The organism is Erwinia amylovora, from assembly GCF_017161565.1.
In the GTDB taxonomy this organism is placed as follows: Bacteria; Pseudomonadota; Gammaproteobacteria; order Enterobacterales; family Enterobacteriaceae; genus Erwinia; species Erwinia amylovora.
This window is the reverse complement of record NZ_CP066796.1, coordinates 1,824,578-1,846,552: the sequence shown is the minus strand read 5'-3', so window position 1 is coordinate 1,846,552 and position 21,975 is coordinate 1,824,578. Positions and strand designations below refer to the sequence as shown.

16 protein-coding genes and 2 pseudogenes are annotated in these 21,975 nt (G+C 48.8%); 7 read left to right on the top strand and 11 right to left on the bottom strand.

The annotated features are described in order from the left end of the window. Positions 1 to 13: 13 nt before the first annotated feature. Entirely contained in the window at positions 14 to 448 is a 435-nt protein-coding gene (locus tag JGC47_RS08600) for a hypothetical protein (protein WP_004157569.1), read from the top strand. Between the two features lie 109 nt (positions 449 to 557). Here the strand turns inward: JGC47_RS08600 and mqo are convergent, their stop codons facing one another. Beyond that, a complete protein-coding gene (gene mqo / locus JGC47_RS08595) occupies positions 558 to 2,213 on the bottom strand; it encodes a malate dehydrogenase (quinone) (protein WP_004162292.1) in 1,656 nt (551 codons plus the stop codon). Between the two features lie 430 nt (positions 2,214 to 2,643). On the opposite strand from mqo, the gene JGC47_RS08590 reads away from it, so the two are divergent. Continuing rightward, positions 2,644 to 3,093: a DUF4385 domain-containing protein gene (locus JGC47_RS08590; protein ID WP_004157563.1), complete on the top strand. Its 450-nt coding sequence runs from the start codon at positions 2,644 to 2,646 to the stop codon at positions 3,091 to 3,093. Between the two features lie 84 nt (positions 3,094 to 3,177). Here JGC47_RS08590 and JGC47_RS08585 read toward each other — a convergent pair whose 3' ends face one another. From JGC47_RS08585 to JGC47_RS08570, 4 genes are all read right to left on the bottom strand, one after another. Continuing rightward, positions 3,178 to 3,813 (bottom strand): carbonic anhydrase, encoded by a 636-nt coding sequence (locus tag JGC47_RS08585; RefSeq protein ID WP_004157562.1) that lies wholly within the window; start codon positions 3,811 to 3,813, stop codon positions 3,178 to 3,180. A 125-nt stretch (positions 3,814 to 3,938) separates the two neighbouring features. After that, complete coding sequence (locus tag JGC47_RS08580; RefSeq protein WP_004157559.1) at positions 3,939 to 5,879, bottom strand: methyl-accepting chemotaxis protein; 1,941 nt, start codon at positions 5,877 to 5,879, stop codon at positions 3,939 to 3,941. Between the two features lie 883 nt (positions 5,880 to 6,762). Further along, positions 6,763 to 7,134: a type II toxin-antitoxin system death-on-curing family toxin gene (locus tag JGC47_RS08575; RefSeq protein WP_004157545.1), complete on the bottom strand. Its 372-nt coding sequence runs from the start codon at positions 7,132 to 7,134 to the stop codon at positions 6,763 to 6,765. Further along, the gene (locus tag JGC47_RS08570; RefSeq protein ID WP_004157544.1) at positions 7,131 to 7,352 is read right to left on the bottom strand and encodes a type II toxin-antitoxin system Phd/YefM family antitoxin; all 222 of its coding nucleotides are present in this window, start codon (positions 7,350 to 7,352) and stop codon (positions 7,131 to 7,133) included. The genes JGC47_RS08575 and JGC47_RS08570 overlap by 4 nt, the downstream gene beginning before the upstream one ends. Before the next feature lie 792 nt (positions 7,353 to 8,144). On the opposite strand from JGC47_RS08570, the gene JGC47_RS08565 reads away from it, so the two are divergent. Continuing rightward, positions 8,145 to 9,617, top strand: a complete 1,473-nt coding sequence (locus tag JGC47_RS08565; RefSeq protein ID WP_004157542.1) for a catalase — start codon at positions 8,145 to 8,147, stop codon at positions 9,615 to 9,617. A gap of 86 nt (positions 9,618 to 9,703) precedes the next feature. Here JGC47_RS08565 and JGC47_RS08560 read toward each other — a convergent pair whose 3' ends face one another. From JGC47_RS08560 to JGC47_RS08545, 4 genes are all read right to left on the bottom strand, one after another. Beyond that, positions 9,704 to 10,453 (bottom strand): 5'-nucleotidase, lipoprotein e(P4) family, encoded by a 750-nt coding sequence (locus JGC47_RS08560; RefSeq protein WP_004157541.1) that lies wholly within the window; start codon positions 10,451 to 10,453, stop codon positions 9,704 to 9,706. A gap of 123 nt (positions 10,454 to 10,576) precedes the next feature. Then, positions 10,577 to 11,053 carry a GNAT family N-acetyltransferase gene (locus tag JGC47_RS08555; protein ID WP_004157540.1) on the bottom strand — a complete coding sequence of 159 codons (477 nt, stop codon included), beginning with the start codon at positions 11,051 to 11,053 and terminating at the stop codon, positions 10,577 to 10,579. 111 nt (positions 11,054 to 11,164) lie between these two features. Next, the gene (locus JGC47_RS08550; RefSeq protein ID WP_004157539.1) at positions 11,165 to 11,374 is read right to left on the bottom strand and encodes a glycine zipper 2TM domain-containing protein; all 210 of its coding nucleotides are present in this window, start codon (positions 11,372 to 11,374) and stop codon (positions 11,165 to 11,167) included. A gap of 271 nt (positions 11,375 to 11,645) precedes the next feature. Next, positions 11,646 to 15,110 carry a hypothetical protein gene (locus JGC47_RS08545; RefSeq protein ID WP_004157538.1) on the bottom strand — a complete coding sequence of 1,155 codons (3,465 nt, stop codon included), beginning with the start codon at positions 15,108 to 15,110 and terminating at the stop codon, positions 11,646 to 11,648. 460 nt (positions 15,111 to 15,570) lie between these two features. Here JGC47_RS08545 and JGC47_RS08540 point away from each other — a divergent pair, with 460 nt between their 5' ends. Next, entirely contained in the window at positions 15,571 to 16,959 is a 1,389-nt protein-coding gene (locus tag JGC47_RS08540; protein WP_004157537.1) for a phosphatidylinositol-specific phospholipase C, read from the top strand. Between the two features lie 79 nt (positions 16,960 to 17,038). Here JGC47_RS08540 and JGC47_RS08535 read toward each other — a convergent pair. Continuing rightward, positions 17,039 to 17,700: pseudogene (locus JGC47_RS08535) on the bottom strand (DUF3313 domain-containing protein). A 105-nt stretch (positions 17,701 to 17,805) separates the two neighbouring features. On the opposite strand from JGC47_RS08535, the gene JGC47_RS08530 reads away from it, so the two are divergent. From JGC47_RS08530 to JGC47_RS08520, 3 genes are read left to right on the top strand one after another with little or no spacing between them, the layout of a single operon-like run. Further along, positions 17,806 to 18,438 (top strand): TetR/AcrR family transcriptional regulator, encoded by a 633-nt coding sequence (locus JGC47_RS08530; RefSeq protein WP_004157535.1) that lies wholly within the window; start codon positions 17,806 to 17,808, stop codon positions 18,436 to 18,438. 7 nt (positions 18,439 to 18,445) lie between these two features. After that, on the top strand, positions 18,446 to 19,111 hold the full coding sequence (locus JGC47_RS08525) for a DUF1345 domain-containing protein (RefSeq protein WP_004157534.1): 666 nt from the start codon (positions 18,446 to 18,448) through the stop codon (positions 19,109 to 19,111). 59 nt (positions 19,112 to 19,170) lie between these two features. Further along, on the top strand, positions 19,171 to 19,458 hold the full coding sequence (locus JGC47_RS08520; protein WP_004157533.1) for an Rdx family protein: 288 nt from the start codon (positions 19,171 to 19,173) through the stop codon (positions 19,456 to 19,458). Between the two features lie 55 nt (positions 19,459 to 19,513). Here the strand turns inward: JGC47_RS08520 and JGC47_RS08515 are convergent. Beyond that, positions 19,514 to 21,903, bottom strand: a pseudogene (locus JGC47_RS08515) (TonB-dependent receptor domain-containing protein). Positions 21,904 to 21,975: the final 72 nt, after the last annotated feature.

Below are 21,975 nucleotides of genomic sequence, written 5' to 3'. Positions count from 1 at the left end.
GAATAGCTTGATTATGTTTCATCGTTCGATTTTAGCCACTTTTGCGGCCACACTGGTGCTTGCAGGCTGTAGCCATAAAGGGGCTGAAGCTCCTGCCGCCGTGGAGGTCAGTGCTGCCGACGCTACCCCTGCCGTCTCTGAATTTGCCGCAGGGCCAACGCAGATTAATGTCTCGCACGTTATCACCCGCACCGATGATGGCTCGACGGTGATCCTGACTGTCGATGATAAAGAGGCGGGAATGCTGGGGCGTGGAGACAGTAAAGCGCTGTTTGTCCCTGCCGGAAAACACAAGGTCGGGGGCTATGTGCAAACGCTGTTTGGCCTTGGCCGCGTCAGTATTCAGTCCGTTGACGTCACAACAAAAACGGATCAGGCCGTTCACGTTGCTTATTCAGTGACGAAGAACAAACCTGCTTTTGCCGTCACCAGCTCCACTGCCAGCTAATATCGCCTTATCGCTGCTGCCCGGGCCGATGTATCGCCGGTAACGTGTTCTGCAAAACAAAAAAGCCCGGTGATAGTCACCGGGCCTTAGCCGTTAAATGAAGCGAAAATTACAGCGCCATATCATGTTGCGCGCTTTCAGCATGCTTTTCTTGCTGTGGCGCGGCGTCGGTGGCTTTACCGGTTTTGCTATCAATTACCGGTGGTTTAGTCAGTTGCAGGGTAGCTGCGGTGTCATCCCAAACCTGCTGGGTTAATGACACGTTGCCGTTCAGCTGCTGGCCATAGCTTGGAACGATAGCGCGGATTTTGCTCTGCCACTCGGGTGAGTTGAACTCTTCAGGGAACAGTTTCTTTATCACGTTGAGCGAGATAGTTGCCGCTGTTGATGCGCCCGGCGATGCGCCCAGCAGAGCAGCGATGGTTTTCTGCCGATCGGTAACGATTTCGGTACCTAACTTCAGTACGCCACCTTTGTCAGCATCCTTTTTGATGATTTGTACGCGCTGGCCAGCCTGGATCAGCTTCCAGTCTTCTTTGCGCGCGTTCGGATAGTACTCTTTCAGAGCAGCAAAACGGTCATCGTCGCTCAACATCACCTGGCCCACCAGGTATTTCACCAGGTCAAAGTTATCGAGGCCGACATGGGTCATCGGCATAACGTTGCTGGTGGTGGTGGTGCTCAGAAGATCGAACAACGAGCCATTTTTCAGGAACTTGGTGGAGAAGGTGGCGAAGGGTCCGAACAGAACCACACGTTTACCATCAATAAAGCGAGCATCCAGATGCGGTACCGACATTGGCGGTGCGCCAACGGAAGCCTGACCGTACACTTTTTCCGTATGCGCTTTAGTGACTTCAGGATCCTCGCTCACCAGGAACGAACCGCCCACCGGGAAGCCCGCATAGTTATCCGCTTCCGGGATGCCGGTTTTCTGCAACAACTTCAACGCACCACCGCCGGCACCAATAAACACGTATTTTGCATCAACGCTGTGCTCATCACCGCTTTTTACATCGGTAATGGTGACATGCCATGAGTTATCGGCATTGCGTTTAAACGCGGTGGCTTCAGATGACGTTTCCAGCGTGAAGTTTTTATCTTTCTTCAGGCTGGCGATCAGCTGACGAGTGATCTCCCCGTAGTTGACGTCGGTACCAACCGGAGTCCAGGTCGCTGCAACTTTCTGCTGTGGATCGCGTCCTTCAATGATCAGCGGTGACCATTGCTTGATCTGATTTTGATCGGTGGAGAATTTCATTCCCTGGAACAGGGTAGTTTGCTGCAACGCTTCATAGCGCTTGCTGAGGTAGTTGACGTTATTGTCACCCCAGACGAAGCTCATATGTGGGGTTGAGTTAATAAACGAATGCGGGTCGTGGAGGATGCCGCGCTTCACCTGAGTCGCCCAAAACTGGCGGGAAATCATAAACTGTTCGTTGATTTCCAGTGCTTTACTGACGTCAATGGAACCGTCTGCACGCTGTGGCGTGTAGTTCAGTTCCATGTTTGCCGAATGGCCCGTACCGGCGTTATTCCAACCGTTAGAGGACTCCAGCGCCACGCCATCCAGCTTTTCCACCATCAGCTGCTTCCAGCCTGGCTGAAGTTCCTGAAGGAAAGTGCCCAGTGAAGCACTCATAATGCCGCCGCCAATCAGCAGCACATCCGTTTTCTGTGGGGCTGGGTTTTCAGCCCAGCTGCTGCTACATACCAGCAGAGCGGACAAGGAGAGAACAGGGAGCGTTTTTCTGAAGTTAGACATATCGAATATCAATATTAGTTAAAGAATTGAGAGAATATTTTAGCGCAATTTAACCATAAGTTAATATTTATTTTCGAAACTTAAGTTAAATCCGATTTATTTTTTTATTTTCTTTCGATTACTTTAATTACACGAGCGATTTTTTTAGTTAAAAAACTCACCGGAAACCAGTTGCTATTCCATAATCAACTGATTTTTATTGAAAATCAATAATCCACTATTTTGGAAGTGGTTATTTAACCTTGGTATTGATATGGTTTTTTGTCAACAGCAGATAATCTTCAATACTTCAGCACTGCTCAAGCCGCTTCCTGGCGGGGGCATCCGCCTGATGCGTTCAGCCTGACCTGACTGGTGGCCTTTAGCTGCGCATCTGCGCCGTATGTGCCAGGATTATTCCTAATCGCCAACTCAACGGGATATAGCGCCAATGAAGGAATTTGATTATCAGCAGGACTTTAACAACATCAACTTTCGCCAACACCCTGAAAAATATCAGGTAGGCCGGGGAGAGCAGGGGGTATTGATGGTAGAGCCTTACAAAAGTGAGATACTGCCCCACTGGCGCTTTAAAACCCCGGCAATTGCCGATATTTCCGCCAAAAAGATTATGCAGCTTTTTGAAGCCTACCGCGCAGATGATGATTTTGTCGGCATGGATATGGCACGTAAATTCATCCAAATGGGTTATACGCGGGCGCGCCGCTATGCAAATCACAAAGGTGGGCGAAAATATGATGCGGATAAGCAGATCCTCCCTTACGAGCTTAATGAAGAAAAAGCCGCAGCTGCCGCTATTTTCAAACTCTGCTGGGACCAGATCCGGGCGGATAAGGACTATCTGGCGCGTAAAAAAAAGCATCAGCTGCACTATGGCTAGATCTGACGCAGCCGCAAGCCTGAAATAAACGGGTGCCAGACAGGGAAGAGAGAGAACGGACGCGGGCATCCATGCCGCTGAACGTTACTCGAAATGAACCTGAGGGTTATCAGATAGCAGGACAAACTGCTTGCTGTTTTTATCCAGCGCCCGAATAACACTGCTTTCAATATCGTAGAACCAACCATGCAGGCGTAACGCATTGTTACGTAAGCCAACAGCAACAGACGGGTGGGTTTTGATGTTGTTCAGCTGCGCAATCACATTCTCCTGAACCATTGCATTTACTTTATCCTCTTCGCTGGCGTAGGTTTTTTGTTCGATTACCGCCTTAGCCGCATCGGCATAGCGCAGCCAGTGTTCCACGGCCGGCATGGGTTTAAGACACTGGCAGGTAGCAATCGCTTTCATGGCGCCACAATTGGAATGCCCACAAATAACAATGTCGCTTACGCCCAGCGCAACGACTGCGTATTCAATGGTAGCAGATACGCCGCCCGGTTCCGGTCCGAAGGAGGGTACGATGTTGCCGGCATTACGAATAACAAAGAGCTGTCCGGGATCCTGCTGGGTGACCAACTCTGGCACCAGGCGGCTATCTGAACACGAGATGAACAACGCTTTGGGATTCTGACCAGAGGCAAGGCTGCGGAACAACTCTTTCTGTTCCGGGAAAATGTCTTTCTGGAAGTTCAGGAAACCTTCGACAATGTGTTGCATAGCGATATCTCCTTTTTATAGTAAGGCTACAAACTCAGATCACAGACTGCATTTTATCAGTGACGGGTACATCCGTCAGCCAGAAGCGGAAAAACCCGTACTGGCCGGATTTACGCTTACGCTATTCAATCTGCTGCTGCCGTGGTGCGAAAAACAGCAACCATATCGCGTAACTGGATGGCCCGTGCAGCGAGATCATCAGCTGATGAAGCCGATTTTTCAACCATCACAGCATTCTGCTGGATGGAGCGATCCATTTGGCTTACAGAAATATTCACCTGGGTAACACCGGAAGTTTGCTGCTCAGAAGAGGCGGATATCTCGTTAACCAGTCGCGCCGTTTGCGCAATCGCCTCAACGCTTTGCTTTACCTTATCCCCTGAGTCATGGGCTTGCAAAATCCCCTGGCGGGCGATTTCAACCGAATGTCCTGTCAGCAGCTTAATATCTTTGGCAGCCTTTGCAGACCTTTGGGCCAGCGCTCTTACCTCTTCGGCGACGACGGCAAACCCTCTGCCATGTTCTCCAGCTCTTGCCGCTTCTACGGATGCATTCAATGCCAGAATATTAGTCTGGTAGGCGATATTATCAATAACGCTGGTGATTTCCTCAATCTGGCCAGCACTGGTGCTGATCCTCTGCATCAAATTAAGCACGGATTCCATTGCCTCACCGCCCATTAGCGCCGATTCGGTAGCCGAGCTTGCCATAACGGCGGCGTGTCGTGTATTTTCGGCGTTTTGAAGAATGCTGGATGAAAGCTGCTTCATACTTGCCGCTGTTTCCGCAACAGAGGCGGCCTGTTCCTCTGTACGAGAAGAAAGGTCGTTATTGCCTTTCGCTATTTCTTCAGATGAGGTGGCAATGGTAGCCGCATTATATTTAATGTCTGCTACCATCGATGAAAGACGTTGACGCATTTTCATCAGTGAATGGATCAGATCTGCCATTTCATTGGTGCCGGTTGGTACAAGGTCAGAGGTTAAATCCCCTGAGGCCACTTCGCTGGCAACTTTAGCCGCTTCACTGACCGGGTCGGTAATCGAATGGCTGACACAGATAGCCATAATGATGACAATAATGGCAATGACAATAAGCCATGCTAAAAGCTGCAATTGATTTAACCGGTACTGTTTAATTTGCTCTGAAAGCAGGATCATCAATTCATCACAGCCTTCATCTGCAAATATTGAATAGTCATCAATAGCCTGAGTAAATGCTGCCGCATAATCTTCAGGCAGAGGCCGCTTTCCGTGTTTTAGAAAACCGTCTTCAGTCATGGCCAACGCCTGATTAATTTTTTTCAAAGCGAAGTCAGACTCAGGGTTATATTTCAAACGTAAATCGTTGTCATACTGCCAGGTTTTCAGTAGTTCCGCATTGAAATTTTCGAGCGCAAGTTTGCCATTGTTGATCAACACCTCCATGTGCAAGGAGTCTCCGGCACTGATAACGTCTTTCTCAAGCAGCATGGAAACACCGGCAACTTGCATCTGAGCAATAGTTTCTGTCAATGCCGGCAGGCGAGTTAGCATGGTCATTATAAGCTGATAACTGCGAAGATCGGAATCGAGAGATAAGCTATGATAATCAAGTATATGTGTATTGATCTCATGGAACGCGCGAATTAGATCATTGTGGCGCTTTATGTTGCTCAAAAGAGTAAGGTTTTTCTCATCGACATCGCTCTGCAATTGATTCCATAAGGCAGTAAACAGAATAAATCTCTGAATAATAATTGCGTCAATGGTCGTCGTACGCAAATAGGCCCCAATTGCCTCTGTTTTCAAATTAACCCGATCCCTCAATGCTATACGGGGCGCGCTTGCCGGGGCCTTAGAAGCAATGGCAAAAGCCGTTTCAGTCCGATGGCGCTGCATAAGATCCAACAGCTCAATGACGTCTTTTTCTACAGGCACCCCTTTTAATTCGAGTATTTTTGTATTCACACCCGCATTTCCCTCCTGAATATACATCCAGGTAGGGACTGCAAAGAGCAATAAACCGAAAACGCCAAGAAGAAGGAGCTTTGCAGGCAATGAGATGTGGTTCAATATGCTTTTCATTTCTTAAATCATCTCGTCAGAATCAATAAAAAATAAATATTCATAATAATCTGGTAATTCTTTATTTAAAGATAAACTGCGCGAGGTCATCTGACAGGTAATGGCAAGGGCAGGGGTGGAATTATTGAATTGAACATTGATCATTGCATGAAGTTCCCGATGGCGTAAAGGGTAGAGAAAATGACATCAATTGGTTTTTAACTACTTGAAATGGTATATTTTTTTTGGCGTTACTTCATGCCAACTAATGATGATTCATCAAAAATTAAGTTATAAAACCTTAATTTTAGCCATTAATAATCCAGATCCTGTATAGAAATGGCCGATCACGCTGCGTGGGGCTGCGTCACCGACACAGTCCGGAATGATTAAACGGTCGATGAAGTGATTTTTACTCTGTTCAAATACATTACCTATTTCACCGTTTGAAAGACAAAACACCCCAGAAGCACCTGCATATGACTGGATAAGAACCTATGCGGAAAATGGTCTTCCTGAGAAAAACTCAATATCAGACATCATTCAATTAGGAAGAAACTTTCTGCTATCTGTCAGGGATTGGTCAGCGGAATAAAATTACATGGTGTGGTCTTCGATAACACAAAGATGGTTTTGGCATAGATAAAGAGCTACTTTCCGGCGTTGCTGTCCGGCCTTGACGAGATGATTAACGGGCAGAACTGACCGGCAATATCCTGCACATCGCCGCGAAACGGTTCGGGGTTCTGTGACAGCCGAAATTTAGTATGGATCCCCATACATCATCGATAGCAGCCAGTTGACGACCAGTGTCAACGATTGCCGCCAGATTTCATCTACATGCGCCTTGGTGCGCATAATGTATATTATGTTAAATTAACCTTATTGAAGGGAAACAGCTTTATTATGTCGACTGTTTCAGTGCTTCAGCAATGTGCCACACATCCAGGCTCCCCTGTGCTGCTGAGACAGTCAGCTGTTCATGGATTGGGGAAAAGCGAAGAAGAATGCCATTACGGCGCAGGAATAAAGCAGTTGAAGCAAATGCGGTTCTCTTATTTGCATCATTGAAACAATGCCCGCGCGCAATGGCCAGCAGATATGCAGCTGCCAGAATATAGATATCATCCTCACCTTCGTAGATGTGGCGGTTCAGAATCCGTGTTGCCATACTTTCTATCCGACCAGGATCGGCATAACCGGCAAGACCGCCGTAAGCGACGATCATACGCTGATGAATGCCGATGATGTCTTGACTGGATAGAAAATAAATCATCGGTTTTTAAGAGCTTCAAGCGTCTGGCCATGTTCTGTAAACAACCAATCAAAGTCCGATTCTGCCTGAATTTTTTGCATTTTTTCATACTGCGCGGCATCAACCACAACCACGGATTTGGCCGATCTGCGGGTGATCATAACTGGCTCACCGCTGGCAACGCTATCAAGAACTGATGCCAGTTCGTTACGGGCGGTAGTAAAGTTTATAGCTTGCATAGTCGTAGTCTCAATAAAGTGTACAATTCAATTGTACATCTTAATGTATACTTGAAAGGTGTTTTTTTCAATATCGGGCACGCCATCAGGGCATAACGCGATTCAGGAACTGATCTCACAAAGGCACTGTAAACGTCATGTCACCTCGGGATGGGCTCCAGATTATCCCTTTGTCTATTGAGCTTTGTCTCACTGGTCCTGGCAACTTCACATTCTTATCCAGTTCGCTGGCAATATCGCCAGATCGATGTGGTCCGGCGCCAGGCATGACCATCGCCTTCAGTTACTCTTTCTCTTCAGGGGTTAAGCGATCGAATCGAACCATGAAGAAAATTGCATCCAGTTTAACCATTGTTTCTGGCGTTGCGACTTCAACATCTTACTAGCTTATGGGTGATGCATCAGCAATATTCCATGCCTGACTGCCCCACTCCCGGATAAGATAGTATGGATGCCCTTTTCCTCTGCGCTGTTCAAAACTGATTGAAGCAATACGGTTTCACCCACTCCACGCAGCCCGACAAGAATGATGCCCTGACTGTTTCTGCCTATACGGATCCTTTCAAGCTTTCAGCTATTCTGGTCAGTATCTCTCCCCTTCCAGCCAGTTCCATTGTGAGAACAAGCATCGCCAGCTAGCCGTACGGTTGATGTTATGCCAAAGCTGCGATTAATCTTATTTATCCACATGCTGTCAGGTGGATAAAAGGCCATTGATTCCCCCGCCCTTATCAATGTTTATGTACTACACTTATCGTCGAAAATAACCATTTTAACATGGAGAGTATAGCGATGAGCGATGATGTGCGTAAACCAACAACAACTGACGCGGGCATCCCGGTAGCCAGTGATGAGCATTCCTTAACGGTCGGTCCCGATGGCCCTATCGTGCTGCACGATCATTATCTGATTGAGCAGATGGCTAATTTCAACCGTGAACGCATTCCGGAACGCCAGCCGCATGCAAAAGGCAGTGGTGCTTTTGGTCACTTCGAAGTGACCGAGGATGTCAGCCAGTTTACCAAGGCCGCTCTTTTCCAGCCAGGCGTTAAAACCGATGTGGTTATGCGGTTTTCAACGGTTGCGGGTGAACGTGGCAGCCCGGATACCTGGCGTGACCCACGCGGTTTCTCAATTAAATTTTACACCAGCGAAGGTAACTACGATATGGTCGGGAATAACACTCCGGTGTTTTTTATTCGCGACCCGATGAAGTTCCAGCATTTCATCCGTTCCCAGAAACGTCGGGCGGATAACAATCTGCGCGATAATGACATGCAGTGGGATTTCTGGACCCTGTCACCGGAATCGGCTCACCAAGTGACCTGGCTGATGGGCGATCGCGGGATCCCTAAAAGCTGGCGTCACATGAATGGGTATTCAAGTCACACCTATATGTGGGTCAACGCCCAGGGCGAGAAGTTTTGGGTGAAATATCACTTTAAAACCGACCAGGGCATCGAGTTCCTGGCTCAGGAAGATGCAGATACGCTGGCCGGGCAGGATGGCGATTATCATACTCGCGATCTGTTTGAAGCGATTAAAGCAGGAAATTCACCGAGCTGGACGCTTCACATGCAGATCATGCCGTTTGCTGATGCTGAAACCTATCGTTATAACCCGTTTGATCTCACTAAAGTCTGGCCGCACGGTGATTATCCGCTGATCAAAGTGGGTAAACTGGTGCTGGACCGCAATCCAACCGACAACTTCGCGCAAATTGAGCAGGTGGCTTTCGAGCCAAATAACCTGGTGCCTGGCATTGGTTTAAGCCCGGATAAGATGTTGATGGGGCGCATCTTCGCCTATGCGGATGCTCACCGCGCGCGACTGGGTGTTAACTATAAGCAAATCCCGGTGAATGCGCCCAAGTCCCCGGTTAACAGCTATAGCAAAGACGGAGCGATGCGTATTGATCTTGCCTCTGATCCAGTCTATGCGCCTAACTCCAAAGGCGGGCCTGCAGCGGATGGAGAACGTTATCCAACCGATTCTACCTGGGGATCTCAGGGAAATCTGGTACGTTCGGCTTACACCCTGCGCGCAGATGATGATGACTACAGTCAGGCTAATGACCTGGTGAATAAAGTCATGGATGATGCCGCGCGCGACCGGCTGGTGAACAACGTCACCGGCCATCTGTTGAAGGGGGTGGAAGAGCCGGTTCTTTCACGTGCATTCGAATACTGGCGCAATATCGACAGGGCGACAGGCGATCGTATCGCTGCCAGGGTGTTGCAGGAAAGAGCAAAGCGGGGTCAATAACCTCAGAATAAAGCGCCTGCAAGGCGCTTTTTTTTGAGCATGCGGCACCCGGGCTAAAACGGCCTTTGTTGAGTGCTGAATGTGCGCTATTTAGTCTCTTTCCAGGCTTCTGTGTCATATGCCGACCAGGCGCCATAGGCAGAATTTGGCAGTACGAACCAGTCATCACCAAAATGTGCCGCGCTTTCACTGACCAGCTGGCGTTGCGAATAGGCACTTTTCTTCGGCTTAAACTGGGCGGCAAAGTCTGGCAGGCTGTCGCCGAACAGCATGATTATCTGATAATCCTGCATTATCTTCGCGCGGCGTTTTTCTTTGGATTCTGTATCCAGCAAGATATTCTGTTCTGAAACCTGAGGCAGCCCCAATTTCCTTAAGGTTGCCATGGTTTGCGCTTTATTTTTTTCAGTACGATCTGAAACGTAGAAAATACGGACTTTCTTATTGTTCACGTTGTCGAGAAAGGCTTTCGCGCCAGGGATTAACCTGGGGTTGCCGTGTTGTTCCCAGCTGTCCCAGGTATCCCATTGAGTGTAGTCATGGCATTGGTTGGCGTCCCGTACCAGCAATGCGCTGTTGTTGATGACGGTTTCGTCAAGGTCCAGCACAATTGCGGCTTTTTCTGCCGCTCTCAACTGGCCGAATTTTTGGTTAAAACGCTCCTGAGCGAAACGGTAAGTCTGTAACTGTAAAGCCATGACTTCAGCGGATTTTTGCTGATAGCGCAGTGCCAATTCATTATTCTGAGCCGGGCAACTTGATGACGTCGCTGCTGCTAAAACTGAAGCGCTGGTGAATGACAATGTCAGCAGTACCGCTTTTTTTAATAGGTGCATACGATCCCTTTCTAATAAGAAAAATCAAAAACCAACAGGTGCTACCTTGCCATTACGCCCTGGCGAGGTGATCATGTCTACCCTTAGCACCACGTTGAGTCAGCATTTCGGCTTTAATCCCGCTTATGCACCCTTCTCGCCCAACCGTTTACGCATGTGAAAATTGATAAAATGCTGGCCACGCACCGCCACGCTCTGCTGCTTCACCAGCTGATAGCCTCGTTGCGCAAAGAAGGGCCTGGCCGTTATGCTGGCTTGAGTATCAACCTGACTGAATCCTTTCGCAATGGCTGCCTGCTCGAGCGTATTCAACAGCAATGTCGCCACGCCGCAGCGCGGGTAGTCTGCATCGGTGAATAACAGGTCAAGATGGCCATGCGCCTGCAGATGAGTGAAACCAACCACCTTATTGTTGTGGCAGGCTACCCACACGTCACCGTTGTCCAAACGCCGCTTCCAGTCGGTGCGTTCAACCTGGCTCCAGGCGTCGGTTTGTTGCTGGCTGTAATCCCGTGCCGCAATCAGCCGGACTGCCCGTTGGAAAACGGCAATAACGGCTGCCAGGTCGCCGGGTTGGTATCTTCTGATGATGATTTCCATATGAAAGCCCGATCGCTGTAAAAAAGGGGGCAGCAGGATGGTATGTCAATCGCAGTGGTAAGTGAAGATGGGTGCCGTAGAGCAGATCAACTGTCTGCGGCACCGCCAGAATTAGCGGCTAACCTGGTGACCGACAACGCCGCCAATCGCCGCACCACCGAGGGTTCCCCAAGTGCTACCGCCCGTCAGTACGGCCCCACCCACTGCGCCAACACCAGCGCCGATAGCCGTGTTTCTCCCGCGATGAGACATGCCACAAGCCGACACGGCGAAGGTGATCAGCAGAACAATTGCAATAGTACCACTGCGTTTTAACAACATTTTTATCTCACCACACATTAGTTATGGAATGTCAGAGTCAGCATCTGACTCTTAGCCTTTTGTGCACAGCTAAACATCTGCCGTTACTAAGGCAGAATATAATGCTTGCGGAGTGAGATTCACAGGTAAAAACTCTGATATTGCACGCGACTGTTGCGCCCTGAATGTTAACGATGCTGAAGACCTTCGGCAGCTGCATGAGGTTCAACAGCAGAGGCTGTTGCAGACATCAGCATCTGCCTTGTGATGAAATCACTCCATCCGTACAGCATTAACAAAGACGGTATTTGCCATTTCGAACGCTGATTTTTATATTTCCGTTGATAGTGTAGTGTAAATCCGATTGACCCGGAACAATCTCAATATAGCTGTTTTTAAACTTAAGGAATTTTCGGCCATCGTTACTATATTGTATGCCCATCTTATCCGGCGTGGATAACTGGCTTGATTTTAAATCAGAGTACAGATCAGCAGTCAGTTTTTCTGCCAGGCCGGCTGAAATGAGATCGGATGTGGGACGCTCAAATATCCAGCGTTTTCCATCCCAGATTAACGGCCATGAAATACCTGAAACTGCATTATGAACATCATACTTCACGCCATGACCTTTAATGACCTCGAATTTCACCGGAACCAAAAGGCCATGCAATTCAACTACGCTAAACAGACTGTTTGAGTAAGGAGAAGCCCCCACTGCCCTCACTTCAACTATTTTTCCATCACCATAATATTCCGCATTGAGGTTATTAACTTCAGAAAACTTATAGCGGGTATGATCACAGGAAATAGCAAGCTCTTTAATGAATTCATTCATTGGATCAGGGAATAGCGGCGCGCCTCCGTCCACTGCCGGGTGCCAGCGATAACTTAACTTTTCCATATATACCGGCAAGCGTTGATAAATCGCTTTTTCATTAAACCAATCGACTTCAAACCGTTTCAGGTTGCTGTTATAAAATAACTCATGAGAGCGGCCTTCAATATCGATTATTTTCTTACCGAAACACACTTGATAAGGCAATTTATTGACAGGTTCCGCATTGAGATATGCTGAGCAACTCGCTTTGACCGGAAGCCGGTTAAGCAGAAAAGCAGCCAGTTCTTTATCTGCCAGGCGTGTGATATGGCGATAAAGTTTCAGGCGAGTATCGCTGCCTTTTGCCATCAGCCTGTTGTTGCCCTTGTCCGCTATGCCTGAATCATCTGATATCAATGCCATCACACAGAGTGCTTCCTTAAAATGCGCTGCGATCCCGTCAACGCGTTCGCCTGCCTTTTCCGCTATGCTGCTGTCTGCCATCTCTGACGGTAAAAGCCGGTTATTCAGCAAAGACAGTGCTTCACCAATGCTGCCGGGTACTGTTAATGCCTTGGCAATCGATCCCGACCCCTGACTGGCCGGGTTTAAAAAGGTTCTTGCAGCCTGACACCATTTTTCGTTGCGCTGTGCCTCATCAATAAAAAACAGGCTGTTGATATCAGAGTTGATCCGCTTAATATGATGGTCAAACAACCTGTCACCCAGAGCATTAATGCCGCTGCTTTGCGTGAATGAGAAGTCACTTTCGCTGACGGTTACCGGTTGCATCCTGCCGTTTAAAATAACCGTACGTCTGTTAGTGATGTGAAAGGCGATATCCCCGGCGTATTTTATTGCCGCATAGAACGGCATTTTTGCCCGGACAAAATCGCGAAATGCTTTAGTGTCCGGCGTGATGGGAACTCTTTGTCTGGTGGCCGTGCCGAGATCCAGGATAAAAGTTTCTGGCTTGTCCACGCTGAACAATATGGTTCTGGCACCGTCACAACAAGGTATGGCGAAAACGCCATTGAGATTTACGCCATGAAAAGTTAGCCCGTCAGCCAGGCGTTGTCCGGCAAGAAACGCCTCAACTGCTTTAGTCGCATCGGGCAGTTCAGGATGCCGTTGCAGAAATTGCACAGCGCGCAAGATAACCATTTTTTGATAGTATATTTTCAGTTTTGCAATACGGGATATGTCATTTTTATAATCAGATAACGCCTGGCTCATTTTATCAGCCAGCCTGTTACCATCAATTAAGCGGAATAACTCACCATATTCTCCGAGGTCAATTTCATACCCCATGCCGGATAAGTGGCGCGTCTCATAATGATATAAGCCGGTAACGATTTCAGCGATGGTAAACAGTTTTATTTCATTAGAGAAAACAGGGGTTGATATATTTCTATTTACCACATCCCTAAGACGAAATATTACCCTGACTTTGCTTTTTGGTGTTAAACCACTTAACGCGCCGATATTTTCTTCGTACTGCCGGATGGCAATAAGAATAATGCTGTTAATATATTCAAGCGGATCCAATACGGGGTGATAGGTTTTTTCAAGATGGCTGATGGTATTATCAGCGATGCGCTTAAACTCACCGGCAGAGTTTAGCCGGTGAACAGGATCCGCGATAACGTCGTCAGAAGGCTGTACGTTTACCCGCGTGGTTACGCCGGGGGCTGAAGTTGTGGCGCTGGCCATGCCCGCCATAGCGACCAGCGTAGTGGCTACACCTCCTTTAGCATGCAGCTGGCTGGTTAACAGTGTAGCCGCCGCCAGGGTAGCCATTCCCTGTAACCTGTTCACTTTCTTCTCGCCAGCTGTTAACTGAAAATCTGGTTTAGCTGAAATCCCTACGGGCCGCGGAGTGTGCACATTTGCAGCCCGGTTTGCCACGGCATCACATTGCATACGGAGATAGTTTCTGGTGATACGACGATCGTCCCATGCCTGGTGGGTTTCAGCTTTGGCATTAACGCAATTTATTAACGCGGTTAGCTTATTCTCACGCATCAGGTTTAGCGCTGCCAGCGCGATGGCTCTTTCAGCAAGGCTTTCATCCGGCCAGCTGCTCTGCAACGGACGTGATTTCTCTGCGGTCGCTGTGGTCAACGATGCGGGGAACAGCGTTGAATTGGCTGAAAAATGACTGATTACAGCACAGGCTGCAGGGCATAACCTCGCATCATGGCCGATATCCACACAGCCTTTCCACTTCGTTTCGACGTAACTGTCCATCACGAAAGCAGATTGTTGCTGTACGGCTTGTTGGGCGTTGAAGCCGCTACGGGCGATATTGCCGAGCGCCGCCCAGTAATAACTGATACGTACGAAGAAACCAGCCATAAAAGCCGGCACCCGCAGGAGACCGCGCTGCGGCGCACTGTCTCCCGCTATCCAGTAACGGGCTGCAACAGCCATCAGCGCCAGTGCGGTACACAGATCCCCCTGCAGGCCACCTTCTTCTTCACCCGGTAGCAGCCACAACAAAGAGGCATCCGTATTTCTGATGATGATTTCGCGCACATATGCTGCCAGCCCGGGAAGCAGATTGATCTTATCGGGAAGACAAACGGACGCCAGCCCCAGTGCATTTAATACGCCAATGTCGGTGTGCCTTCTCTCAACAATCGCGATATACAAACTATCGGCCGCTATCAGCAGACCGACGGGAAGCCCGGGAAGCAGCTTTGCGAGTAAGGCTGACAGCAGTTCCCTTTGTTTGAAATCCGCTGTTATCGCAATCAGCTGGCTGATACAGCGGCGAAAGTCTTCCCTGAGCGGCACAACTGGGGCATTTTCCAGCTCGATGTCTTGATACTCAAGGGCATCGAACCAGATATCCGCCTGGTGAGCGGCTGAAGCGTCAGGAGGGCTTGGGTTAGCGAAGTGGTAAGAATGATTCGCTGGTAAGATGTTTCCAGGCATAGTTTATTTCCTTAGTGACGGATAAACGGCTTCCCGTTTTACTAAACCCTGGCTACTGTTTCTTTCAATAAACACCAAAACACTGACATCTGGTTCAGTATTCTGCTCGTTGCCGCCGCTGATCCTGAGACCTTAATCAATCGGTTTTGCTCTGTTCTTTTTCTCTTCATCTCACTTACCCCAGCAGAGTTACAATCTGTAAAAGAGCTATCAATCATTCCGCGAGGAGCCGTCTTATAAACTTGATAAGTTAGAAGAAACTTGTCGGATGTTTCGTCGCTTATACAACAGGTTCGAATTGCATTTTATTATCATGACCCGCTTAGTTTTTATATAAGCGATAAATATAACGGGATTGAAAAATAAAACCCCCTAACGGTTAATTATTCATTGACCGGCAATAAATTAAATTTATAAACTCAATTCTCACTTGCACTATCTAATAAAAAGAGGCGTTACAATGTATAATAAAGGAACCTTCACGAATCCGAAAAGATGGGCGGATTCAGGCGTAAAAGGTGATATCTACTATAATCCCGCCAATTCTCTCTTCTATGTTTTCAAAAAAGAAGGTAACCCATATAAAAACAAATGGCATTATCCACCAGGAGCCGAAGATAATAAAAACTTCCTTTTTGGCGGTAAGCAAACCGGAACGCGTGAACAGCCAAAGACGTGGTCGGAATATGGAACATCAGGCTGCATCTATCACGGCACTGAATATGGGTATATGCGGCTAAAAATGAATGGGGATCCATCCAGAAACAAGTGGTATTTTCCATTTAATGGTGAATCGAATAGCTACTGGGACTTTATGGGCTGGAAAGCCGGAACTTTCATGGATGCTAAATCATATGGTGATGATGGCGTAGAAGGAGATATTTATTATATTCCTGAAAGGAACTATTTCTACTCTTTAAAACACCGAGCGAATCCATCAGTTGATAAGTTGCCTTTGCCTGCTCATCGTGAAGAGACCAGACACTGGAAGTTTAGAGGATATTTGTCCACAAAAAACTGGCTTAGTTTTATCAACGACAGCCATCCAATCAACCAACTGTCTGTACCGGGAACACATAACGCTGCTACCTACACCATCGGAAAAAATGCAGTGATCGGTGCCTGGGCTAAAACCCAGTATGAATCGGTTGGGGAACAGCTTCTTGATGGCGTCAGGTTCATTGACGCGCGCTGCCGCCATATTTCAAATTCGTTTACCATGCATCATGATAAGTTCTACTTACATGTTAATTTTGGCACAATCCTCAGTGACTGCTACAAATTCCTAGAGGAAAACCCCAGTGAGTTTATATTTATGTCCATAAAAAGTGAACATACAGAAGAGCGCTGTTCACGTAGCTTTGCTGAAACCTTTGAAGAAAAGTATTATAATCCAGAAAAATGGTTTGTAGAAAGTCGCTTCCCTAAACTGGCAGAAGTCAGAGGAAAGATAGTTTTGTTAAAACGGTTTAAGGGCGGCGCAGTTGGACAAAGTATTTATTGGGTCAACAATTCAACATTCAATACCGTAACGGGATCGATTAAGTTACATGTACAGGACAAATACAATGAGCGCAATGAATCAGCAAAATGGTGTGCTATCAAAGATGCATGGGATTTTTCAGAATATAAATCCAGAGAAGGTTGGATGACAATCAATTTTACCAGTATTGCTGCAGATGATTTTACATCGACGAAATCATATGCGCGTGATAAAAATCCTGAGCTGGCAAATTACATCAGGAAACGGAAGAGTTTTGGGGGGGTGGTTGCTTCGGACTTTTATCAGATTGGAGATCTGGCAAAGCGCGTCATTGAGACTAATTTCAAAAGCGCCACTGACATGTAAAAGAGGTGTTCTTAACTGCTCAGGATAATGTCAGTATCAGGCGGCTTTAGTCCGCCTGTATTCCGGCGTCGGAAGGAGGTTATTTCATTTCAGACAATAACTCATCGGCACCCTTATCAATGCCTGCCTTGGCGGCGCCGATCGAACCTATGCTGGCGCTAACGTTCATTGCATTGGGATATTGTTTGGTGATATAGGCTTTTAACAATCGATTATTATCAGCCTGATATATTTCCACCGCATAGCTGACCCAGCCATTCATTAATCCTTCCCGTCCGCGCACCGCCTGCACGATGTTATATGGACCCCCGCCAGGTCAAATTTGGTAAAAGTACCAATGACGGGGGTGGTCGTTTCAGCTCCCGTCAACGTAAGCTTTATGCGTAACCCATTCGCGGACGGTGGCTGTGCGAAGTCGAAGCGCGTTTTCAGCACCTCTGCGTTGCGCTGGTACAGGTAGTCGGCCAGTTCATTTCGTTCTGACTGACTGAGATCGCCGAACTGATTATCTGCTCCGCTGTAAATAATCACCGGGTCTAAAGTAACCTCGCGGTACTTATTCCATTCAATCGGGCTGCTGGTGCGCCATGGTTGGCGATAAGCATCATCGCCAAGATTTGGCTGCAGCTGTTCAGCGGAAGATAATCCTGCATAGCGAGGTAGTTGCGTTCCTGCACATCCGGCTAAAGCCAGCGACAGCAGAATAATGCTTACGCGAAAAGGTCCGATCTGGTTCAACATAGTAAAATCCCATAAATGTACCGTACTGTACGGTTTATTTATGCCCTGGCGGGATTTTTCTGTCAATAGAATGTACACTCAGTTTTATTTTTCTTGAGAAAGCCGATGAAAGTTCGCACTGAAGAGCGCCGTGAGGCGATTATCGAAGCTGCCGCACAGCTGTTTCAGGAGATGGGTTACGAACGTGCCTCAATGAACGAGCTGGCAAAACGCCTTGGCGGTTCCAAGGGCACGTTATATAACTATTTTCCTTCGAAGGAGGAGCTGTTCAGCGCGGTGATCCGTACCTACGCTACCCGGCATCTGACCGACGCCGCCAGCGCGCTGGATATACCGTTAAGCAAAAATGTGAATCTTGCGGAGAAGCTGCAACACTTTGGTGAGCAAATGCTCAATGTTATGACCACCGATAATACCGCTCTGGCGGTCTACCGTATGGTGGTTGCCGAAGCCGGACATTCTGAAATGGGCATGCTGTTTTATGAATCTGGTCCGCGCGAGAGCGTGGAAAAGCTGGCGCGACTGTTTTCGTCTGCAATGGATAACGGCGTACTGCGTTTCGGCGATTCGCGCATCCGCGCACTGCAATTTCTGGCTTTATTGACGGCAGAAATCGAAGAACGCATTTATCAGCGAATGGCACCGCCGCTGAGCGTGAAACGCGTACAGGAAATGACCGCCTGTGCGGTAAGAATGTTTATGGCTGGCGCAGCTAACCCGTCTCTCCCTGTGAGGTAATGCATTAATGTCTTTCTGGCCCCCACTCAGGCATCTCTACCAGGCGCGCCCTCGCCTGCTGGTTGCCTTTTTGCTGTCTGTGGTCAGTTTTTTCCTTATTCCTGCCAGCCAGTCGTTGGCCCAGCGGCTGTTAATAGGCTGGAATGTGCTGGCCTGGCTATATCTGCTGTCACTTTGGTGGCTGATGCTCCGTACGCCGGCAAAAGATATTGCCCGTATTGCTCGTGTACAGGATGAAAGCGCCGGAACAGTGCTGGCTTTAGTCTGTGTTGCCTGTCTGGTCAGTATTCTGGCAATCCTGTTTGAACTTGGCGAAGTGAAACATCTTAAAGATGCGGCCCAGGTACGGCATATTGTACTCACCGTTACAACGTTGGTGGTATCCTGGTCGTTACTCCCCACGGCATTTGCCATGCATTATGCGCATATGTTTTATCTGAGCAAGACTGAGTCACATAAGGCCTTACTGTTCCCCGATAAACTGCACGATCCAGGCTATTGGGACTTTATTTATTACTCATTTACCCTTGCGGTAGCGTCACAGACAGCCGATGTGGCTACCGGAAATACCACCATCAGGCGAGTTACTACCCTGCAGGCGGTGCTGTCGTTTATTTTTAATCTGGCCATTCTCGGCCTGTCGATTAACGTTGGTGCTGGCTTGTTAAACTGACAGGCGTAAGACGCTGCCGGGTGTTGCAAACAGTTATTTTCCCCTGTGAGGTTAACATATTGACTACTCTGCCATTAGTTACCATACATTATTGCTCCCAGTGTAACTGGATGCTGCGCGCCAGCTGGTTGGCCCAGGAGTTACTGCACACATTCAGCACTGACCTCGGCGCGGTTACGCTCATTCCCACTACGGGTGGGGTTTACAAAATCAGCGTCAACCAGCAGGTCATCTGGGACCGTAAAAATGATAATGGCTTCCCGGATGCTGCCGAGATCAAGCGCCGCGTGCGCGCCGTCTGTTTCCCGCAGCGCGACCTGGGGCACATCGATCGTCACGCGGATTGATCGGCATAAAAAAAGCCGCGCATTGCGCGGCCTGGTAAAAAGGCGATTTCAGGCGTCAGAATTCAACATTCACGCCCAGCTGGAAGTTACGCCCCGGCATAACGGCTAAGGCGCGGTCATTCATATTGCGCGCTGTCTGCCCGCTAAGAGTGCGGCTGCTCAGGTAATCCCAGTATTTGCGATCGGTCAGGTTATAGATCCCGCCATTCAACTTAACCTGCTTGCTGACTTTCATCCAGGCACTGAGATCCACCACCCCGTAGCCCGGCACGCGCGTATATTCGCTGACGGAATCGGTCAGTTCGCTGCCGTTATTCAGCCAGGCTTCACGGTTGGTGGTTTCTGCCTGTTTACCTTTGACAAAGGTCGCGGTTAGCGCAGCCCCGTAACGCTGTGCCGGGTCATCCCAACCCATTGCGAGAATGGCTTTCATCGGCGCAACACTGTCAAGGCCCACATATTTGTCGCCACTGTAACTGGACTTAGATTTACCCTGACTGTAGCCAAGTGCAAAGGTGCTGTTCAGACCACTCAACTCATCTGACCAGATACCGTAGTGAATTTTAGTGCTGATTTCCCCGCCCCGGATATACGCATTATCTCGATTTTCCGCCTGATAAATCGTCGCAATATTTGAAGGGACATTGACAAACTTGTCCGGATGGCTGACCCGGCCATAACGGGTGTAAGCAATAAAGTTTTTGTAGGTGTTGTAAAACAGTGAGGCGTTGATAGTTACCGCTTCATTTACCTGTCCTTTTATCCCCCACTCCATGTTATTGCTGGTTTCAGTACTCAGGCCGGTATTACCGATTAACGCATATTGCGCTCCCGGAATATAGTTACTGCCCAGGTTCCAGGAACCATAAAGTTGGCTGGCATTGGGGAACTGCGCCCCACGCCTGTATTGCAGGTATGTCATCAATCCGGGAGTTAGATCGTAATTGAAACTGAGGGATGGCAGCAGCTGGCTGTCACTGCTGGCTTTTCCGTACAGCTTTTGCGCATCATCGGGCGTCAGGACGTCGGTACCGGTAGCCATATTCGCCAGGTTTTGCGGCTTTGTTTCCTGATGCGCCACGCGTATTCCCGGCACCACGGCCAAACCGTGGCCAGCAACGTCATACTGTATACTGTCCTGTAAAAAAGCCCCCAGCGTCAGGGTACGGCTGTCGGCCTGCGGTTTCGTTACCGTCTGCATGGGCGACTGGCTGAACGGCCGTTCACTGTCCGAAAGCTGGGCGTTGACTCCCGCCAAAATCGCATGGCGGCCCTCTGTTTTCACCAGCTGAGCTTTATAGCCCCAGGTTTTGACGTTGTAGTCGGAATAGGTGCGCGAATAGCCCGTTGACGGCAATTCCTGCGGAGTTAACGTATTATCATGCGCTTCGGTTTGCTGGAAATAGATTTTGTTGTTCAGACTGTCGATCCAGTCATTGTCTGGCATCCATTCATCCTTCAGGCTTATTCCCCAGCGCCGCGTATTGCTTTGCTGGTGAGCTTCACCCAGCGGCTCTTTGAATCGGTCAGTCCAGCTTGCATAGCGGCTATGATTCACTTTGCTGTAGACATCGACGGTAGCGGCCAGCTTATGCTGTTCATCAGGCTGCCAGATCGCTGAAGTGAGCACGGCATCCGAATGCCAGTTAGCGGGATAGGCATCCAGCACGGCGCTGTTATTACGCGTTTGTTGCCCATCGCGGCGGCTGTATGCAATCAGGCCGCGCACATCCCCGTCCCCGGCGGCTGCGGTGATGCCATTATGCCAACTACGGTTAGCAGAGTCGTAGTCGCTCTGATAGCCAAAGTAGCTTTGTTTATCCTGCAGCAGATAATCGTCTGCCGATTTTGGCAGGAAGGAGACCGAACCGCCCATCGCGGTATTAGCGCGTGATGTCGCCGTCGCTCCGGCTTCAATATCTACCCGGCCATAAAGATACGGGTCGATATAATCGCGCCCGATGCCAACGGTATTCACTCCTGAACGGCTGCCATAGCCCCGGCCAGTGGCATCCGGCTGTGGGATGCCATCAACGCTAAGTGCCACACGGTTACTTTCCAGGCCACGGATGTTGTAACCGGCGTAGCCCGCGCGGTCAAAACCGCTTTTTCCGCTACCTGAACCACTGCTGCTGCCCACCGCACCGATCAGCGGCTGATAGCGCATGATGGAACCAAAGTCATTAGCACCGCGTTGCTGCATATCCGCGGCGTTAATACTGACCTTGCTTCCGGCCCCTTTTTAACCGGGGGGGAAAGCACGGTCATTAGCGCATCATCCTCTGGCGTGGCTGACAATTTCTGTTGCTGGCCGGAGCGGTTTTCCGCCAGCATATCGCTCTGTGGTGCAGCGGTGCTGGTGGTGGTAATGGCGGCGCTAAACAGCGCCCCCATCATCAGTGTGCTGTGAAAAATACCCTGAGGGTATAAAAAAAAATTGAACATGGTAAACACCTGAATGGTTTATGAGTATAGGCTCAGGCATAGCTTCCATAACGGCATTAGACGGTCCCCTCA

Bases quoted from the DNA above. Each gene is read 5' to 3' on its own strand.
- JGC47_RS08600 (WP_004157569.1), top strand. From the start codon at position 14: ATGTTTCATCGTTCGATTTTAGCCACTTTTGCGGCCACACTGGTGCTT.
- mqo (WP_004162292.1), bottom strand. From the start codon at position 2,213: ATGTCTAACTTCAGAAAAACGCTCCCTGTTCTCTCCTTGTCCGCTCTG.
- JGC47_RS08590 (WP_004157563.1), top strand. From the start codon at position 2,644: ATGAAGGAATTTGATTATCAGCAGGACTTTAACAACATCAACTTTCGC.
- JGC47_RS08585 (WP_004157562.1), bottom strand. From the start codon at position 3,813: ATGCAACACATTGTCGAAGGTTTCCTGAACTTCCAGAAAGACATTTTC.
- JGC47_RS08580 (WP_004157559.1), bottom strand. From the start codon at position 5,879: ATGAAAAGCATATTGAACCACATCTCATTGCCTGCAAAGCTCCTTCTT.
- JGC47_RS08575 (WP_004157545.1), bottom strand. From the start codon at position 7,134: ATGATTTATTTTCTATCCAGTCAAGACATCATCGGCATTCATCAGCGT.
- JGC47_RS08570 (WP_004157544.1), bottom strand. From the start codon at position 7,352: ATGCAAGCTATAAACTTTACTACCGCCCGTAACGAACTGGCATCAGTT.
- JGC47_RS08565 (WP_004157542.1), top strand. From the start codon at position 8,145: ATGAGCGATGATGTGCGTAAACCAACAACAACTGACGCGGGCATCCCG.
- JGC47_RS08560 (WP_004157541.1), bottom strand. From the start codon at position 10,453: ATGCACCTATTAAAAAAAGCGGTACTGCTGACATTGTCATTCACCAGC.
- JGC47_RS08555 (WP_004157540.1), bottom strand. From the start codon at position 11,053: ATGGAAATCATCATCAGAAGATACCAACCCGGCGACCTGGCAGCCGTT.
- JGC47_RS08550 (WP_004157539.1), bottom strand. From the start codon at position 11,374: ATGTTGTTAAAACGCAGTGGTACTATTGCAATTGTTCTGCTGATCACC.
- JGC47_RS08545 (WP_004157538.1), bottom strand. From the start codon at position 15,110: ATGCCTGGAAACATCTTACCAGCGAATCATTCTTACCACTTCGCTAAC.
- JGC47_RS08540 (WP_004157537.1), top strand. From the start codon at position 15,571: ATGTATAATAAAGGAACCTTCACGAATCCGAAAAGATGGGCGGATTCA.
- JGC47_RS08530 (WP_004157535.1), top strand. From the start codon at position 17,806: ATGAAAGTTCGCACTGAAGAGCGCCGTGAGGCGATTATCGAAGCTGCC.
- JGC47_RS08525 (WP_004157534.1), top strand. From the start codon at position 18,446: ATGTCTTTCTGGCCCCCACTCAGGCATCTCTACCAGGCGCGCCCTCGC.